The sequence below is a fragment of the Acinetobacter sp. YQ_14 genome, assembly GCF_043102985.1.
In the GTDB taxonomy this organism is placed as follows: Bacteria; Pseudomonadota; Gammaproteobacteria; order Pseudomonadales; family Moraxellaceae; genus Acinetobacter; species Acinetobacter venetianus.
The window spans coordinates 184,880-202,055 of sequence record NZ_JBICJJ010000004.1 but is presented as its reverse complement, the minus strand read 5'-3'; the positions used below and the strand labels follow the sequence as shown (position 1 = coordinate 202,055).

15 protein-coding genes, 1 tRNA gene and 1 pseudogene are annotated in these 17,176 nt (G+C 35.5%); 7 read left to right on the top strand and 10 right to left on the bottom strand.

The window, feature by feature from the left end; all coding sequences use genetic code 11:
• On the bottom strand, positions 1 to 2,634 hold a 2,634-nt coding region (locus ACF8D3_RS03305), incomplete at its 3' end, for an ESPR-type extended signal peptide-containing protein (protein WP_392470130.1).
• Between the two features lie 343 nt (positions 2,635 to 2,977).
• On the opposite strand from ACF8D3_RS03305, the gene ACF8D3_RS03300 reads away from it, so the two are divergent.
• Positions 2,978 to 3,736: a hypothetical protein gene (locus ACF8D3_RS03300; RefSeq protein WP_392470141.1), complete on the top strand. Its 759-nt coding sequence runs from the start codon at positions 2,978 to 2,980 to the stop codon at positions 3,734 to 3,736.
• A 71-nt stretch (positions 3,737 to 3,807) separates the two neighbouring features.
• On the opposite strand, the pseudogene ACF8D3_RS03295 reads toward ACF8D3_RS03300, so the two are convergent.
• Positions 3,808 to 3,967, bottom strand: a pseudogene (locus ACF8D3_RS03295) (IS5/IS1182 family transposase); the annotation flags it as partial.
• Between the two features lie 134 nt (positions 3,968 to 4,101).
• Here ACF8D3_RS03295 and ACF8D3_RS03290 point away from each other — a divergent pair.
• Positions 4,102 to 4,767, top strand: a complete 666-nt coding sequence (locus ACF8D3_RS03290; protein WP_392470128.1) for a hypothetical protein — start codon at positions 4,102 to 4,104, stop codon at positions 4,765 to 4,767.
• 1,022 nt (positions 4,768 to 5,789) lie between these two features.
• Here the strand turns inward: ACF8D3_RS03290 and ACF8D3_RS03285 are convergent.
• From ACF8D3_RS03285 to ACF8D3_RS03270, 4 genes are all read right to left on the bottom strand, one after another.
• Positions 5,790 to 6,080, bottom strand: coding sequence for a hypothetical protein (locus ACF8D3_RS03285; protein ID WP_392470126.1), 291 nt, complete (start codon positions 6,078 to 6,080; stop codon positions 5,790 to 5,792).
• A gap of 122 nt (positions 6,081 to 6,202) precedes the next feature.
• A complete protein-coding gene (locus tag ACF8D3_RS03280) occupies positions 6,203 to 6,586 on the bottom strand; it encodes a hypothetical protein (protein ID WP_392470125.1) in 384 nt (127 codons plus the stop codon).
• 24 nt (positions 6,587 to 6,610) lie between these two features.
• Positions 6,611 to 7,375, bottom strand: a complete 765-nt coding sequence (locus ACF8D3_RS03275; RefSeq protein WP_392470123.1) for a hypothetical protein — start codon at positions 7,373 to 7,375, stop codon at positions 6,611 to 6,613.
• A gap of 90 nt (positions 7,376 to 7,465) precedes the next feature.
• Positions 7,466 to 8,074 carry a hypothetical protein gene (locus tag ACF8D3_RS03270; RefSeq protein WP_002159601.1) on the bottom strand — a complete coding sequence of 203 codons (609 nt, stop codon included), beginning with the start codon at positions 8,072 to 8,074 and terminating at the stop codon, positions 7,466 to 7,468.
• A gap of 859 nt (positions 8,075 to 8,933) precedes the next feature.
• Between ACF8D3_RS03270 and ACF8D3_RS03265 the strand changes: the two genes are divergently transcribed.
• The 3 genes from ACF8D3_RS03265 to ACF8D3_RS03255 all read left to right on the top strand — a co-directional run bounded on the left by ACF8D3_RS03265 (position 8,934) and on the right by ACF8D3_RS03255 (position 10,995).
• Complete coding sequence (locus tag ACF8D3_RS03265) at positions 8,934 to 9,287, top strand: antitoxin Xre/MbcA/ParS toxin-binding domain-containing protein (RefSeq protein ID WP_392470120.1); 354 nt, start codon at positions 8,934 to 8,936, stop codon at positions 9,285 to 9,287.
• Between the two features lie 507 nt (positions 9,288 to 9,794).
• Positions 9,795 to 10,142, top strand: a complete 348-nt coding sequence (locus ACF8D3_RS03260; protein WP_392470118.1) for a hypothetical protein — start codon at positions 9,795 to 9,797, stop codon at positions 10,140 to 10,142.
• Positions 10,126 to 10,995, top strand: a complete 870-nt coding sequence (locus ACF8D3_RS03255) for a hypothetical protein (RefSeq protein ID WP_392470117.1) — start codon at positions 10,126 to 10,128, stop codon at positions 10,993 to 10,995. The genes ACF8D3_RS03260 and ACF8D3_RS03255 overlap by 17 nt, the downstream gene beginning before the upstream one ends.
• 137 nt (positions 10,996 to 11,132) lie before the next feature.
• Here the strand turns inward: ACF8D3_RS03255 and ACF8D3_RS03250 are convergent, their stop codons facing one another.
• Positions 11,133 to 12,080, bottom strand: a complete 948-nt coding sequence (locus tag ACF8D3_RS03250; RefSeq protein ID WP_392470115.1) for a MobA/MobL family protein — start codon at positions 12,078 to 12,080, stop codon at positions 11,133 to 11,135.
• Positions 12,081 to 12,570: 490 nt separating this feature from the next.
• Between ACF8D3_RS03250 and ACF8D3_RS03245 the strand changes: the two genes are divergently transcribed.
• Positions 12,571 to 13,281: a hypothetical protein gene (locus ACF8D3_RS03245; protein WP_392470112.1), complete on the top strand. Its 711-nt coding sequence runs from the start codon at positions 12,571 to 12,573 to the stop codon at positions 13,279 to 13,281.
• Between the two features lie 236 nt (positions 13,282 to 13,517).
• Positions 13,518 to 13,820: a hypothetical protein gene (locus ACF8D3_RS03240; protein WP_008941996.1), complete on the top strand. Its 303-nt coding sequence runs from the start codon at positions 13,518 to 13,520 to the stop codon at positions 13,818 to 13,820.
• A 24-nt stretch (positions 13,821 to 13,844) separates the two neighbouring features.
• Here ACF8D3_RS03240 and ACF8D3_RS03235 read toward each other — a convergent pair whose 3' ends face one another.
• The 3 genes from ACF8D3_RS03235 to ACF8D3_RS03225 form a co-directional block, all read right to left on the bottom strand.
• Positions 13,845 to 14,867 carry a tyrosine-type recombinase/integrase gene (locus ACF8D3_RS03235; protein ID WP_392470110.1) on the bottom strand — a complete coding sequence of 341 codons (1,023 nt, stop codon included), beginning with the start codon at positions 14,865 to 14,867 and terminating at the stop codon, positions 13,845 to 13,847.
• A 206-nt stretch (positions 14,868 to 15,073) separates the two neighbouring features.
• Positions 15,074 to 15,150: transfer RNA gene (locus ACF8D3_RS03230), tRNA-Val, on the bottom strand.
• Positions 15,151 to 15,185: 35 nt separating this feature from the next.
• Complete coding sequence (locus tag ACF8D3_RS03225; RefSeq protein WP_392470108.1) at positions 15,186 to 17,174, bottom strand: transglutaminaseTgpA domain-containing protein; 1,989 nt, start codon at positions 17,172 to 17,174, stop codon at positions 15,186 to 15,188.
• Positions 17,175 to 17,176: the final 2 nt, after the last annotated feature.

Below are 17,176 nucleotides of genomic sequence, written 5' to 3'. Positions count from 1 at the left end.
ACCTGTCGCTGAGGTTACGCTTGATACGTTAGTACCTGCTGCAACTTCTTCTTGCGATGCTAGAATTGCGTCATGTATGGTGTTTTGACCAGTACCTCCAATATCAGTCATTGTAATTGCGCCATCAGGGTTTAAAGTTGCGTTACCCCCCAATGTAGTCTCTATACTATTCGATACATTTCCTAACACTGCATTCGTAGCATAAAGTTGACTACCATTAATGGCATCTGTACTAGTAGCGGAAATTTCACCTGAACCTACATTCTTAATTTGGCGCTCACTACCAACAGAACCAACAGAAACCTGCATCCCAGGATCAGTGACTTGACCTGCAAATGTGCCATAGGTTAGACCATTCAAGGTAGCTGAAGATTGTTGAGTAGCGTCAGTTGCAGTGGAAGAATCACTTCCTAAGGCTACAGAATTCACTTTTGTCGCTTGTGCACCTGTTCCTATAGCTATAGCATTTTCAGCACTTGCTACAGATTCACCGCTAATTGCAGTTGAGTTAACACCTGAAGCAAGTGCTGCTTTAATGGTATTACCCCCTATAGCAGTTGCTCCATCTGCTAATGCTTGTGCCCCCTCAAACGTCCCAGGTTGACCACCACTACCAATAGCTACAGAATTTGACCCAGTTGCATTTGTAAAGTTACCGAATGAAGAAGCTCCTATACCAGAAGCTGAAGCTGAATTACCAGCAGCAATAGCATTACGAGCAGATGCATTAGCATAATTACCAAGAGCTGTTGCATAATTAGCATTTGCGACTGCTCTCGTACCAAAAGCACCTGCATCTTCACCTTTAGCTATTGAATCAAAACCCACAGCTACGGAAACTTGAGGTACACCATTCAATAAACTACTTTCAGCATACGCATTTTCACCTATTGCTATAGCTCCACCGTTAATCGATTGAGCGTTATTACCAATAGCAACACCAGCTGCTCCTGTGACTAAGTTATTATTACCAAAACTTAATCCACTCTCTCCGTTAACTGTGGAGTTGTTACCCATTACTGAAACTGAGCTTGCTGTTACTGTATTTGTATTACCTACAATTCGTACAGAATCCAGTGTGCCAGTGATAGTATTATCATTACCAAATACACCGCTGTTATTAGCATCAATTGTTCCGTTGTTGTTACCAACACTGTATGTTCCGGTTCCATTAATTGTTGTTGGATCACCAATTGCACCAGATCCTTGTCCTGTAACCACATTGCCAGTACCGATACTAATAGTATCTTTTGCTGTTGCTTGAGCACCAGTACCTATTGCAATACCATTCTCACCGGTGCTATTAGCATTTGTACCTACTGCTACAGCTGAAGAATTTGTTGCTTTTGAATTTGCACCTACTGAAACAGATTGTCTTCCTGAAGAAATTGTACTAGTGACAGAAGTACCATCCCCCTTACCTGCACCTATGGCTAAAGATTCAAAACCCGTTGCTTGAGCATTTGAACCAATCGCTGTAGCTCCACCTGCTGTTGCCTTTGTTTCACGACCTCCAATTGCTGTACTATTTTGACCTGTTGATTCTGATCTACGACCAATTGCAACAGCACTATTACCTGTTGCTTGAGCATATCCACCCAATGCTAAACCAAAATTATTATTTAGTCCTGTTAAAGCATTATAACCAATTGCTATTGAACCAGCGGTATCCGTAGCAGCCCCTGTACCTATGGCAATTTGGGACCCCCCACCTAAAGGTAAAGCATCTGCAACTCCTGAGGTAACATTTCCAGTTTTAGAACCAACACCAAAACTAATATTATTCTGACCAATTGCTTGTGCACCTTTACCTATTACCATCGCATTTGTAGCTAGAATTGATGCATTTGCAGCCTGTCCTAAAACAATTGTATCTGCGGCATTTGCTTTAGAGTCTTTCCCAATTGCAACAGAATTTACAGCACTAGCTATGGCAGCGTGGCCCAGAGCAGTCGCGCTAATTGCAGTTGCTTGAGCATTCGCACCTATTGCTGAAGAAAAATCAGCAGATGCTTGAGCAAAACTGAGTGCTAAAGAATTTGTACCAGTTGCTTTTGCATCTATTCCAACAGCTGTTGCATTCGTTTTATTGGCTAAAGAACCAGAACCTAATGCACTAGCATTAGCTCCAGATGCGATGCTATCTCGACCAATAGATACAGAATTTGAACCACTGCCCAAACTACCTGCACCAATAGCAACTGCACCTTGTTCTGTGGCTTTACTCTCAACACCAATAGCTGTTGCAAAAGTAGTGGCTAATGCCTGATTTCCAAAAGCAGAAGCACCAGCACCAGTTGCTTCAGCAAATGAGCCAAATGCTGTAACGCCTAAATAACCATTCCCATCTGATCCACAACCAGCTACAGCTGAATAATTCCCCGATCCGTCAATAGCTTGCCCTGTTGGCGTACCAGGATTTGTTTTATAAACAATTGTTGAGGTTCCACCGACACAACCACTACCACCATCAGTATTAAAAGTACTTGCTTGATTACTAAAAGAAAGTAGCAGCAATGGTATTGATACTGTAATTCTTAAAGATTTCGTTTTTTTTGCTCTTTTGGTCAGTTCTGAGACAGCAACCCACGCCCCTAAAGAAGCATTCCATATAACTTTGTAAGCTTTATTCATATTATCCACCGTTAAATGTGACATCTATCACAATTAAAGACAAATATAATTTACATTTTGCGCATTTTTCAACTATAAATGCGCTTTTTACGCATTTATTTTGTAAACGTAAGTTTTTACTTAAAAAAAATTTAGCTATAAGTATGATTTACATAACAATAATAATAATAATTACCTATATGATATAATGATCTGTACAGGGTTATATGTAAATTATATTGTTGCAGAGAAAATGAAAGAAAATTTTAAAAATACTGTAAGCTCAATTGCACAATTTGGTCAAAACGCTAAACTTTCTAAAATTAATTCAAATGAAGAGACGCTTGATAGTGTTTTACAAATTATGGAAATTTTAGCAGGCTGGTTAATAAAGTGTGGTATTGGATATAATGAATTCTCTTCGAGTTTACGTATTCTTTTTTATAATCAAGCTATTAAAGAGCTAGAAAGCATTCCACAAAAGAAAACTGATTCTTCGATCAGTCTTCTATCAGGTCTTCCTCGCCGTGATGTTAGTATGTTTCGTCAACAAAATGACGGGCACACAACCATGTCACTCTACCGACGAGATACTTCAGTAAGCGTGCCAGCAAGAGTAATAGGACTGTGGCTTATCAAAAAACTATCATACAAAATACCATTTTCAAATAGCTCGAATAGTTTTGAAAATCTTGTCAAAGAGATATCTTTAGAAAGACATCCTAGATCTATTCTTTTAGAACTAAAAAGGCTTGGTATACTTTTCGAGGAAGATGATTATGTAATTTTAAATACAAACAGTTTTACTCCTTCTCCTGAAAGTTCAGAAATAAATAAAATATTTACCTCTAATGCATGTGATTTTCTATCAGCAGGCATTGCAAATGTTACAAAAAAAGAAAATAAATTTCTTGAACAAGCTGTTTATGCTGATGAACTGACTGATAAATCCATTAATATATTAAAAGAATTTTCCTATCAAATTTGGGAAAATGCATCAGATAAGATCTTATCTAAAGCGATCGAATGTTGTAAAGAAGACGAAGGTCGGAAAGATGCAACTAATCGATTTAAGTTTGGTGTATATGAATACTACGAAAATTACCAATCAGACAACAATTGAGTAACGTTTTTGGAATTTCACGTTGGTAGCCAAATAAATATACAAGCTAAAGCAACTAAATTTTCATAGCCCTACTTTAGCTTGTCATAACATTTGCTATCTCTCTAAATTGCTTTATTTTAGCAGATGTATTCTCGATAAACTCCTGATTTTATATAGGTACTTGTCCATATAATCATTGTTTAGCCGTGTGTTGGATTTCTTTGAGGTGTTTGCCTTAGTAGCTGTTTTTCCTAGCCTAGTTTCAATTAAAGAGATTTTGAAATAAAAATTAAATTTTTATTTCAAAATCTCTTTAATACTTGACATATTATTTTTTTCTAAATAACAATATATATAAATTTAATATATTATAGTAATGCTGAATGAAAATTTTTAATCTTTTAATATTATTTTTTTTATATCCTCTTTATGGATGCGGTGAAAATATTAATTTTTCTGTTGGAGCTACTAAGGGCGGTTCTGGGACGGGTTCATTACCAGCTCCATCTTCAGGTGAGATAGTCCCCCCTTTTACAACTCCATTGCCTTCTGAAGGTGACGATGATGATGATGTGATCTATTACATTAAATCTCAGGGTATGAAAGAAAATATTTGTGAGAATATTAAGATAACGTTACAGCCTTTAGAACGAAAAACTCTGTCTGTAGTAGCCAAAGATCAGAATATACTAATTCCACCATCAAGTGATTCAGAACCTGCTAATCTTTATTTTGAGGTTAAAATTAAAAACTCAAACAATACAGAAGCTTATGAGTATTATCATAATTGTCAACCAAACATAAAACTTCAAAATCAGTATAATGTAATGTTTGAGTCCAACCAAAATTTTATTTGTTTAAATGATGAAATGACTCTAATGATTCAACCAAATGAAACTAAAGTTTTTACTTACAAAGTTACTATCCCTCAATTAGAACATACTTGGAATATTTTATACACCCCCATTTTTTCAATTGGAAATTTAAAAAAATTTCATGAGAGAACACTTTGCCAAACATTAAGTTATGAAATAAAAGTAATAAAATAACCCCTTTACAAACCTTAACCAATTGAATAATAAAAAATTTTCAAAAAAATCAATTAATATATATTTTTACATTGCAGAAGATAAATTTTATGCTATTATAAATATGCGCAATCAGCGCATTTTTAAAACTTAATCATAGTTTAAAGCCCTGTATGTAACCCTGTATTTCCCAGTTACAGGGCTTTTTTTAAGATCTTTGTCATAGTAATTATTCTATGACAATTAATTTTATTTAAAATTTTTAGTTATATAGGATTTTATATTACATGTGAAAAACTGGGTATGTAAAAAATGTGGCGGTTATATTAAATTTTCTGTAAATAGTATTTCTATTGGAACACGTGTCGTATTTAAACTTCATAAAGATGGATTAAATTATTCTGAATTTAATTTTATACATGCTGTAGTTTTAAATATTGATAGCAACTTTTTTTACTTAGTTAGTTACGGAGATTTTTACAAAGTAGATAAAAGTCTTGTCTACCCAGAAAATGCACCAGCTAAAATTATTTACAATATTTTCTGGTCATGCTATTGTTAATAGTTATAGATCTGCTTGTTAAATTCATTCAATCTAACTTAATTTTTTTGTATACTTAAATCTCAGTGAAGCAGATAAAAAGCAACTTCTTATAAAAATAAGAGAATCCAATTTGGCTACTTGAAGAGGATACTTTAATACCCATTTAAAATATTTGATCTATCAAAAAAGATGTGAACCCATTACTCCAATTCATGCATTATATTTCAGAATATATTATCGCCATATAACTAGTACTTTAATTACTGCTATCTGATTCTATACATAATTTTCAAATTGATATAAATATCAAATATGATTTCACATTCTATTTTAAACACCTAATATTTAATTAAATTTCATCATATTTTTTGTAGCATGTCAAAATTAAAACTTGTTGGTTTGAATAACATATCTTACAAATTTTAGTCACATGCCGAGTATAAGGTCTATTCTGTAAAATGTGACGAGTTCCAATTATTCCAAATAAAAATCACCAGTATCAAATATAATATTGCTTTCGTCTTCTAGAATTATGCTTCCAACTTTTCGCAACTTTATAGACATAAGCAGGTAGGTCATCCCATTCTTCAGGCAAGCCCGTACCTCGTGCAACACGAAGTTTTAAAGGATAGTTCTTATATTCAATCAAATGAAGAAAATAAAAACTACGCTCTTGACGTGTGCTGAACTTTTTATGATACACATTTCTCAGATGAGGATATCGTTCTGGTATACCGTCATTAGGATGAGTATTTTCAGGTTGTAGGTACTGAAATTTCAGCTTTTTCATATTGCCTCCTAGGTCACATTACCTAGAAGGGGTCCTCTGCGTAGTAGTTCATTGTTTTAAACCTTTAATTTATCGTTGATCCATTGTTTTTAACGAATTCTCTAAGCTGCCAATCCTTCTCTTTATTTAAAATAATAACTGATGGTCGTATCTTTATGATCTCCCCAGCCTGTCGAGATATTCGTCAATTCAACACCATTTTTCTGGTAACTTTTTACTCGGTATAAATAAGTACGTGGTGGAGAAATATTATTTGTTCGTACTTTCTCAATCAGAATGAAGGTCTTGTCATCTAACCATCTTACTCTTAATGGTAATGGGTCTTGGCATCGCCCTATTTCTGCATACATTGCAGCATCTTTTCCATTCTTGGAAAAGGACAAGCCTGCACATTCTACATCGGGTAAATCTAAGACTAGTCGTTTACCAACTAAACTTTCTTTTACACCTGCACTAGCCAAGGTTGAAAGACTTAAACATAATCCTGCAAATATTAATTTTTTCATTTGAATAGACTCTTAATTTAGTTGTTAAAACACATTGTCAATAAAGCCACACTGTAAGATGTGTTGTGATGGATTTACTGGATTGTCATAAAGGCTAATAAAAGCAATCATGTCATTCGGATCAGATACATCTCGTTTATAGGGCTGGCTATAGATATAAATTTGTTTGGGGGTATAGACCTTTTGATTATGGAAAACCTCTCCATCAAAGACCTTTAAATGTGGATATTGTTGGAAGACTTTGTGGGTTTTGCTTCTGTTTTGATCATCATGCATTGAAGCTTTATCCCACTGCTGTTTAAAGCTTTTCAATTGTTGTCCGCTATAGCGGCTAAATTGAATATTTAATCCATCCTCAATCTTTTGTTTGGTGTTATTAATGTCATCAGCACGATAGATCGCGGTTCTTGCCCCTGCAACACTGACGTGTACTAAGGTTTCAATTCTTTTGATGGGATTGCTTTTGCTATTGGGTAAATAAACTTCTGTTTCAGGACAATCTTCACAGAAATTTTCATCATCAGGATCATTGATGACGCTGCTCTTTTGTTTGCGGTACTGCTGTTGAAATTGTTGCTGTAATGACTTGATTCCAGAAGGCCATTTCATTTCGGTGCCCATCAAGGCTAAGCGGTTACTCATAGATTGTTCTTTCTTAGCCCAATCCAGACAAGTTAAGCCCTGCTCTAAAGTGAATGGCTTAGATGTAGACAGGGGTTGAGCCGTCACAGTCTGCATCATCAACAAGGTCATACTGCTAATCAGTAGAGGTTTAAATCGAAATTTCATTTTAATAATCCTCGCATCACCTACGGGCTTTGCTGCCCGCAAGAAATGCTCGTGTAAAATACTTATTTATTTTTAATCATTTAACATCAGTTATTGATAATGATCTGCTGATAGTAGCTGACGGATTTCACTGGCCATTTGTGGACTACGCCAAGGAAATAGGACTTTTAGGCTGTAATTCGGTTTGAACGGATCTCGTGTACCGATATTGACTTGAAACTCTCGTTTCATCGGTGTGCGATGAACCTGTTGGTTGACATGTGTTCCCATCATTGGATTGCTGATCACAGTGGTCGTGGTTCTAAAGTTATCTTCGACTAAGTTGTAGTGTCCAACGGAGGTGATGTAATCAAAGGGATATTTGACGAGGCGTTGATCTGGCTGATCAAATAGAATAATGGTTTTATCTTGGCTGTTAATCCAAACACCACGGTTTTGATAATTAAAAGTTTCTCCTTGACGTTTGAGTTGTTCAGTCATTCCGTCAAAGTAGGTATTTCCATATTCATAAAGGTAGTAAAGGATCACAAACCAGAACAGGTCAAAGCCAAAGAAGATGTAACCGAAAGCACCAAAAGAGAAGATTTTGGCAACGATAAGAAAGATCACGATGGGTAAGACCACACATTTTATAAAGAGCTTAGATTTTTGTGGACGGTGTTCAATGGGTATGATTTTGGGTTTGCTTAATTCAGTCATGGTTGTTTCCCGCATGTTCAATGCAATGCACAATCACCAGCAGATATAAAAAGGTTTATTTTTATAGGCGTGACTTAGCCATCCACCGTTGGATTGTTCTTGTAAAAGTGTTGTTTGAATACAGACGAATAATAAAAATTAGCCGTATCGCCCTCGTTGCAAAGCACAACAAGGTTGAACATGGGGTGAGGCTAAAATATGAAAAGTTAAATGCACCATGAGCGGTAACTCCTTTGTTTAAATAAAGGTTCTACCAAATCACTGTCAATTGATGGTGGCAGAACGAAAGAGGGTTGACAGACTGGTAAACAAAGAAACCAGCACGCACAAAGACGTCCCCCTTCCGCCCTACCATAGAGAAAAGAGGGACGAGTGGGTACAGCAGAATACAAAGTCAAACTTTGTACTCTTTCTTTGTTTACAAAGGGCCTGTCAAAACCCGCTGGCAATGTAGGCCAGCGAGCCCATATTAATTTTATCCTGCGCTTTAGTCAATTTTACAAAGCGCTAAAATCTAGACAATTAGATTCGCCAAATGTAATCGCATTAAGTCTTTGATTTTTCCCATGAGGTCAAATTAGTCCAATCGATCGGCTCATTTTGCTTTGATGGATGAGGCTAAAATGGACTGTTGTTCTCTATTAAAATAAAACAATAAAATAAAGAATTAAAACAGGATCAGTTCAGCTTTTACATTCGAAGTATTGAGATGAATTAATGCCTAATGAGCTATTAATGAGAAGGTTGCGATTTACTCAGGCTGATTTAAAGCGATCAAACTGAAGTTCCCCTCTTCTTCAGTAATATCCTATTAAATGCGATAGAATAAATAATCAGCAAAGCTCAGCAGGTCGCATGGATGAACTCAGCCAGTACAGCATCGATTTTAGCAGAAGCCGTATTGAAAACTGCGGATTTACTCGGTCTTAGCCAAACACAACTCGCTGCTGTGATGGGTCTCGATCTCGCGTCAATGAACCAAATCGAATTCTCAGCTGTATTAGAACCCACTTCTGCACAAGGTGAAGCTGGATTATTAGTGATTCGCCTTTATCAAAGCTTATCAGCACTCACGGGCGGTGACTCGGAATGGATTGATTATTTTATGAATGCATTCAATACTGCAACCAATGGTGTCCCCATTCAGCAAATTCAAACCAGAGAAGGCTTAGAAAAAGTCTTAACGGTAGTTGAAGCCCTGAACAATCGATGATTTATTTAACTCATTCTTTTAGCGAATCAGCCTCGATTTGATGGATTAGAAATTCTGATCATCATTTTCATCACTTCTTTTAAAAACACAGCAAACATTAAAGTTTGTGCTCAATACGCCACTATAAACATGGTTCACACCCAATTTTCTAGCCGTCAGAAATTAAAAATATCTTCAGCAGAATCAATAAATTAATTAATGTTAAGATATGTAAAAAGATCCAATCACAGCGTTGACAGCTTAAGCGATACCCAGTTAAGCTAATTGGACACAGCAAAATCTGTGTTCAGGCGTAGGAAACCTGATAATATCACTGAGTGCAAAATAAAATGTCGCACTAGCGGCTATTTTTTTGCCTACTGTTTAGCAGTCGTTTTGGCAGCTTGACAGGGCAGCCTTGTGCTGGCCGAACTCAGTGATCGGTATTTCCTACCCTTGTTAAGCTGCCACCATCACCGTAGGAAAGTGATGTTGGTAAGTATTTAAACTTATCACTGAGAAACGACTATGAACGCAATTCTTCATGGTGCAAACACTTGCACACCTAAAAAACAAGCCTCGCAACTGATTGTTGAACTTGGCAAATCAATTTCAAATCCTCAACGTCAAACACTCGCCAATCTTTATATTGCTGTTGACACTGCAAACTCCTTACTCAACGAGCTTGAGCAAGCGCATCAAATTATTCGTCAATGCATGCATGAAATGAATGATGAGCAAATTCTTGAAGTTGCAAAGCTCAATCAAAATAACAATTTATCGTCGCTCTGGGCATTTCGTACACATCAACGTCACAAGATGATTGAACGTGCACAACGTGTTCTACGTGGGGCGAATCATGTCCAAGACCAATAAGAATAATAAACTCCTCATTACTGGAGACTATCCTCTGATTGCTTCGCCAACGCTTGCCAAAGCGTTTGGCGTGGCTGCCGCCAATTTTTTACAGAAGCTGCATTACTTTCTAGAAAATAACGAAGGAAAAACCTTTAATGGAAAAAAATATTGGTTCCATAGTTATGAACAGTGGCAAACCACGCTCGGTGTGTATAGCATCTCAACGATTAAAAGAATTGTGGCCAAATTAAAACGGACTGGAATTTTAGTGATTGAAAAGTTAGCACAGAATAAATGGCTGCAAACCAATTTCTATACGATTAACTATAAGAAACTCAAACAACTCATCAAAGTCGACAGTCAACAAGATCATCAGGCTAAAGAGAAATCACCCATTTCTGCTCCAGTCGCTGCACCAAGATTACAAAAGCCAGCACCAGCACATACTGTTCATCCGAGTACACTAATTAATTCGATTCAACAGGCATTTCAAAATATTAAGGTTAGATCAAATAGATTTGAACCAACATTAAAAGTGGCAAAGGAATCCCGTCTACGCCCCGACTTTGTCACGCGTGAATCTTATTCAGTAGAAGGATTAAGCCAGCCACTCCACCCTGCGGCATCCAAGGAAATATTAAAAAATATGGATATGGACTACCGCTGCTTTTATCAAGCACTGAGGCAACAACGGGTAGATATTGCTTATGATGATCAGCTTATTCAACAACTGTTAAAGTATCAGAAGCGAATTCTTCAACATATTGTATATATCAAACAAAATTTTGCAGGACATGAGCGTTATCAATGGCACACACTTGAACAATTGCAAATGGAAAACTACTTTAAGAAATTGGTCAAATTGCGCTAAGACCAATTCAGTTGATCCGTCCATAGAGAGTATATAGACAGATCAACTGATTTAATTAAAGGCTGAAGGAGGAATAATACATTCCATTGAGCTTGCTTGTGAGCAGTCATCATCTTTGGTTTATTAATGAGGATATATTAGAAGTCAAAATCAAATTTTTTAGATTGATCAAGTTGTGGCCTATTCTGATTTTCCTGTTCACGTTTTTTCGCCAGCGCTAGCTCATAGTCATTTTTATAAAGTTCATATAGGTTATTTTGACGAACTTCCCGAATGTTCTTTCTATATTCTGCTACCTTGTCTTGATCTTCAGGATCAGTGCTATAGAGTAATGACCTCGGAATTTGTGGGACATCTTTTAAATTGGTTCCATGTTTTTTATTATAATCTTCATTAGATAAGCACGATACTGCACTGCTCACTTCGATTTCCATACCATGAATTTCTATAATTTTTGTGGGTGCATATTTTTCTAAAAATTCATTTATTATTTTTTCAGTTTTTGTTCGGTAGTGAAATAATATATTACGACCAAATCCAAGGACATCAGCCGTGATTTTTAATGCACCTCCTTTTTCAGGATTTTTTTGACGATATTGCTTAAAGAACTGCTCTGGGGAACGTTGAATATTATCCAACATACTTTTTTCTGAAAATAATAAATGTAAATGTGGCTGTTCTGACTGCCCATCGAGCGCAGCCACATGATTATGAATTGCGATTGTTGATGGCATTTTATATTGACCACAAAACTCATACATCAGTCTCTCAGATAATTCGATACGTTTATTTCTATCCAGTTCTTTTGGCAAAGCGATTGTAATATGTGATGAGGTTCGTCTAGTCTCACTTGTATATTGATCTGCTGCATACCAAAACTTTTCAGGATGGTTTTCAGACCAAATCGGCATATTATAAGACGCACAGTATTCAAGTTCTTCAATCTCACTTTTATGCTTTGAAAAATATAAAGTACGCGTAATATAGTGATATGCACTTTTTGAGAGTCGATACTTTGAATCACCATCACTCAATTTTATTTGATTATCACCTTTAACGTTGTGACTTAAATGAAAATAATACATTTTTACTTCCGATATTAATTTAACTGGAATATCGGATCCTACAAAATTTTAAAAATTCATGATTCGTTTCGTGAAGAAAAATGAAAAAAATATTTTTAAATTAAAACGCATGAACAATACCACTCCCATAGTTTCAATTTATATAATAAAAACAATAATTTAGTTGTGTGTTTTTTTGTATGTAGAAACAGTAAATCTAAAACATGAGTAGCGCATAAAATATATAATAATCAATTACTTAAAACTAAAAGTGCTGCGCAGCACGAGGAGAAGTGTCTTTTAAAGAGAGCGAAGCGAAATTTAAAAGACACGGAAACGAGATATAAAAAATCTTTTTTGCATTCGCAAAAAAGATTTTTTATCTGTCCCACCATTAACAGCCAAAAAAACTAACAGAAGAGTAGTTTTTTTTGAAAAACTCAACATATGTCGATTTTTTTTAAGACTCTGTGATATACCAACATTTTCTTAAATGCAGATGGTTTAAAAAATGGTTAGAGCTAGATTAACAGTAGATGAAATTATTTTAAGTGTTGAAACATACTTAAGGCAAATAGCAAAACGTACTCATTCAGATGAGTTAATACTACAATTGATTCGATCAAAAACTGCAAATCAATTTACAGAAGAAGACATTAAAAATTTGAGGAATAAATATCATAAAGTTTTAGAATTAAACAGATTAGAAGAAGTAATGGACGCTATCTGCTTAATCAAAAAGAGTGATCGCTCTGATATTGAAAAGGACATTGTTGATTTTAGTGGATATGAAGACCCTTTCTCTCAAACTGATGAAAGATTAAAAATAGCCTTAAGGATGCTAAAAAATTACAATAGAAAAATTCCAGCTGAAATTAAGCAAAAAGCACACAATGAAATTAAAAAAACTTTGAATAATTCGTATAAGCAAAGAGATCAGAAGATAAAAGATCGAAAGCAAGAGAATCATGAGAAATTTTTTCTTGGAAGTGTGCTTATATCATTTTTTAAATCACAAAATATTGATATGAATTATCTTGAGAATACACTTAAAATGATAGAGCTTTATCAAACTAAAGATTATTTTAGAAAAGAGCTGTTTTTAGAATCAGAAGTTAATGAATTTAAATTCTCAAAAGAAGGAATAGATTTTAATAATAAGAAAAATATTATTTTGTCTGACCCTAAAAATCCTTTTTTTTATAAAAAATCCATAGATTAAAAGAAAAAGTAGTATACGTTAGCTCATTTATTTTAAATGAGCTAAGCAGTCGACGTTGTTATTACCAACAACGAACAAAAGATTATTTACTGATACAATAAAAAAATAAGTATTTTTTTGATTTTTTAAACATATCTCATCTTTTTTTTAATTAATTTGTTAAAGTCAATTTCTGATTAGTTGTATTGCTGACCCTCTGCAACTATTTTTAAATCTATTTTCTAATTGGAAATAATATGGGAATTATAAACAAATATGTCATGGTGATTGAATCTGATGAACCTCCACAAGTTTTCCTAAATGATACTATTCCAAAAGTCGGGAAAGTCATTGAACTTAAAACAGAGCAACTACCCAACCGCGTAGATGCAGCGTGGTTACAAGAAAGATTCAGTATCTCGCGCAAAGCACTTATTGAAAAATTGAGAATTTTTAACAGAGGTACTGATACTAAACATCTTTACGATCCGAAAGAAGTCATACCAATTTTAGAGAATTTTAATGTCACCAGTAGACGTGGTGCACATCGAAAGAAATAAGGGAGCAATTGCTCCCTATTTTCTTTAAGATGCGTTCATCATTTTAGCAATGTCTGAAGCGGTCGGATTATAATATGTATTAATCAGAGTTTTAATATCCCTATGTCCTGTAACTTTAGCCAAGATTTCCACAGGTAATTTGCGTTTATTCACAAATCGAGTAATAGCTTCATGCCGTGTATCATGAAAATGAACTACATTATGCAATTCTGTTTTCCCAATTGCTCTTTGCCAAATTAATCTAAATGAATTTGAATTATGTGGAATTAATTTTACTCTATCCATGTAAGGGATAAGGTTTAGAAGATCAAGGGCTTCTTTAGATAAGGGAACATCACGAGCATCACCATTTTTTGTGATTGGCAAATGTATGTAGTCAGGATAGATATTGTTACACGTAATCCCTAGAATCTCCCCTTTTCTCATAGCAGTTTCAATCGCAAAAAGAAAAGTCCACGCAACATACTGTCTTGGTGTTTGTGGCCTTGTTCCAATTTTATAATTAAGCGCCTTAAGTATGATTTCAATTTCACTATGACTTATTAGTCGATTACGGGCGGGAGGCTTAGTTGGCTTAGTGACCTGTGCGAATGGATTGTCTTCAATCAAGAAAAGTTCATTTTTGGCGTAATTAAAAACTGATGTGTATAAACACATTTGTCGATGTACTGTCCCAGGTGCGACTTTCTCTAAACGTTTATCTCGCCATTTTTTTACGTCAATAGGTTTAATTTCATAAATTGACTTTTCAGCAAGTTCACCAAAATAATTTTTAAATGTTTCTCTTTTTATTTGTTGCTTTATGAAGGATTTACCTCTTTTCTTATATCCAACTTCATCATAATATTTCTGACAAAGGACAAAGAATGAAAAATATGGTTTTTGCATCTGAGTTTTTTTAGGATCATACTCAGCTTTCATTTCAAGTAAACGAATAGCAGCCCATTGTTCACACTCTCGTACAGTATCACGTGTGACACTGTCTCTAAGATTTTTATAGCGTACTTGAATACGCCAAGCATTGCCGCGCTTCACTGGTTTTTGCATAAATCCACCTTGGTGTCGTAGCAGCACCAAACACAAAACCCAAGTCTAAACTTGGGGGCGTTTTGGTGCTAAAACGGAAATAATAAGGTGTTTTTGACGCAGATTTTGACGATTTTAAACCATCAAGCTGACCAATTTAGCATTAAAAACTCTTAAATTACCTTAATTTTAGCGACTTAACTACTTGATAATTAAGTATAAAATTTTGGTAGGTATATCCAGACTCGAACTGGAGACCTCTACGATGTCAACGTAGCGCTCTAACCAACTGAGCTATACACCTAGAATGTAAAGCATCATATTCATTTTTCAGAAGGTTCACAAGTTTTTTTGAGATCGTTTTATCGCAATCGCACAGTCTTTAAGCAACTTCTTAAACAATTGCTTATCACTTGGACTGTAACTCTCTATAAAAACAATTTTTTGATATAACACAATTACTTGCTCGAATGATTTATGATCTTCAACAGAATTCATTAAACGTTGCATCCATGTTTGGAAGGTTTCAGCTTGGCGCTTATGCAACGGCGTAGGTAACTGTTTTTGAAAATTAAAAATTAGACGCTGGTATTCTGCTAGTTGTTGGCGTTGTCTCCACCAATAAAAACCGACATAGAACAATAGCACACTACCAATACCAACGATTAGAATGATGACATATCCATATGTGGAATCTAAACCTAAACGAGATAACCAACTCTTTTGCTTTTTCACATCGTAACCGACAACCTTACTCTGCCATTGATAACTTAAATAATCACTCCAAATCCGAACATTTTTTAGAAATTTGAACTGTTGCAATCGCCACCCTTGCGCTCTCTCATCTCCCCAAACCATCTGATCTTGAGCGAGATAATCTTGCATACCCGTATCAATCCGTTGCGGAGCAATCATGGCTGTTGGATCAATTCTTTTCCATTTACCATCGATATAAACTTCGCTCCATGCATGCGCATCGAGTTGACGTACCTCCCAACTCTGTCCATCGATCGCAAGCTGCCCCCCTTGATAACCAGTTACAATACGAGCAGGAATGCCAACAAAACGCATCAACATCACAAAACTTGAGGCGTAGTGTTCACAGAAACCCTTACGACTGGAAAATAAAAATTGATCAATTCGATCCCCTCCTAATGTTCCGGGAGTCAAGGTATATACAAAACCATTTTTTCGATACCATTTAAGTACAGTTTGGATGTATTCTTCAGGTTGATTTTGACTTTGCTCAAAAAGCTGATGTGCTAATTGTTGTGCCTCTGGGTCCTGAGTTTTTCCATATCGAGTATTTAATTCAAATTGTTTTGTTGACAATACAATGGGTTCAGATGTTGTCCGTCCTAACCATTGCATTTGTATTGGTTGATTACGTTTAATCAATTTACTTGGACGAATACTATCATCCTGATAAAGCTGTAAATATCGTTCCTGCGGAATCGAATACTCTAATCCCATAATCCAATTAGATTGTTCATCTGCTGGTAGATATTGATAATCAACATATCGAGATGCTGATGATGCTGTCTTTAATTGCTGATTGAAAAAACTACTCGTCCAAGTACGACCATCATATTGATCTAGTACCAATGCTCGCCAATATAACTGTTGCCGATTAGGAAGTTGAGACATATCTGCAATCACACGAAATGCTAAAGCTGATGATTGAGACAACTGAGCAATATCACCTGGTGACATTGTGTCACTAATTCCAGTTGTCGCTCGGTCGTTCTGAATAGGTATCGCCCAAAGCGGTGGCAATCGTGGAAAGAAAATAAATAGTAAAATAAAAAATGGTGTAGCAATACCAATGAACTTAACTATTTGCTTTAGATCTTGCTTAAGTTGTCCAGAAGATAATTGACTTTGGCTAAATGCTGCTGTTTGTATTCGATACAGTCCCATCAAGCACATTACAAATGTCAAAAATACAATGACTGCCATCCAAAATGCTTGACTATGCAGTAGCAAACTTGCGCTGACAAATAAAGCAAAGTTGAAGACAATCAAAAGATCGCGTGTATTTTTAGCTTCAAGGCTTTTTGCAAATAAACAAGTGCTGAGAAAAGCCACCCCAGCTTCAACCCCAAATAAAGTCTGATAATTGATATAAATCAGCCCCAATGATAACAAGCTAAATAAAACCAATATTAGCTTTGGGAACGGAGTAATAACTTGCTTGTTGTATCTCCAGACCAAAATCAGCCAGATTACCCCCCACACCCCACTCAAAGTGATTGGAGCGAAAGCAACTTGGCCAAGTAATACTAGCGCTAAGGTAGACAATACACAGAAATAAATTTGCTTCGTCATGA

Coding starts and splice junctions, on each gene's coding strand:
- ACF8D3_RS03300 (WP_392470141.1), top strand. CDS start 2,978: ATGGAAATTTTAGCAGGCTGGTTAATAAAGTGTGGTATTGGATATAAT.
- ACF8D3_RS03290 (WP_392470128.1), top strand. CDS start 4,102: ATGAAAATTTTTAATCTTTTAATATTATTTTTTTTATATCCTCTTTAT.
- ACF8D3_RS03285 (WP_392470126.1), bottom strand. CDS start 6,080: ATGAAAAAGCTGAAATTTCAGTACCTACAACCTGAAAATACTCATCCT.
- ACF8D3_RS03280 (WP_392470125.1), bottom strand. CDS start 6,586: ATGAAAAAATTAATATTTGCAGGATTATGTTTAAGTCTTTCAACCTTG.
- ACF8D3_RS03275 (WP_392470123.1), bottom strand. CDS start 7,375: ATGAAATTTCGATTTAAACCTCTACTGATTAGCAGTATGACCTTGTTG.
- ACF8D3_RS03270 (WP_002159601.1), bottom strand. CDS start 8,074: ATGACTGAATTAAGCAAACCCAAAATCATACCCATTGAACACCGTCCA.
- ACF8D3_RS03265 (WP_392470120.1), top strand. CDS start 8,934: ATGAACTCAGCCAGTACAGCATCGATTTTAGCAGAAGCCGTATTGAAA.
- ACF8D3_RS03260 (WP_392470118.1), top strand. CDS start 9,795: ATGAACGCAATTCTTCATGGTGCAAACACTTGCACACCTAAAAAACAA.
- ACF8D3_RS03255 (WP_392470117.1), top strand. CDS start 10,126: ATGTCCAAGACCAATAAGAATAATAAACTCCTCATTACTGGAGACTAT.
- ACF8D3_RS03250 (WP_392470115.1), bottom strand. CDS start 12,080: ATGTATTATTTTCATTTAAGTCACAACGTTAAAGGTGATAATCAAATA.
- ACF8D3_RS03245 (WP_392470112.1), top strand. CDS start 12,571: ATGGTTAGAGCTAGATTAACAGTAGATGAAATTATTTTAAGTGTTGAA.
- ACF8D3_RS03240 (WP_008941996.1), top strand. CDS start 13,518: ATGGGAATTATAAACAAATATGTCATGGTGATTGAATCTGATGAACCT.
- ACF8D3_RS03235 (WP_392470110.1), bottom strand. CDS start 14,867: ATGCAAAAACCAGTGAAGCGCGGCAATGCTTGGCGTATTCAAGTACGC.
- ACF8D3_RS03225 (WP_392470108.1), bottom strand. CDS start 17,174: ATGACGAAGCAAATTTATTTCTGTGTATTGTCTACCTTAGCGCTAGTA.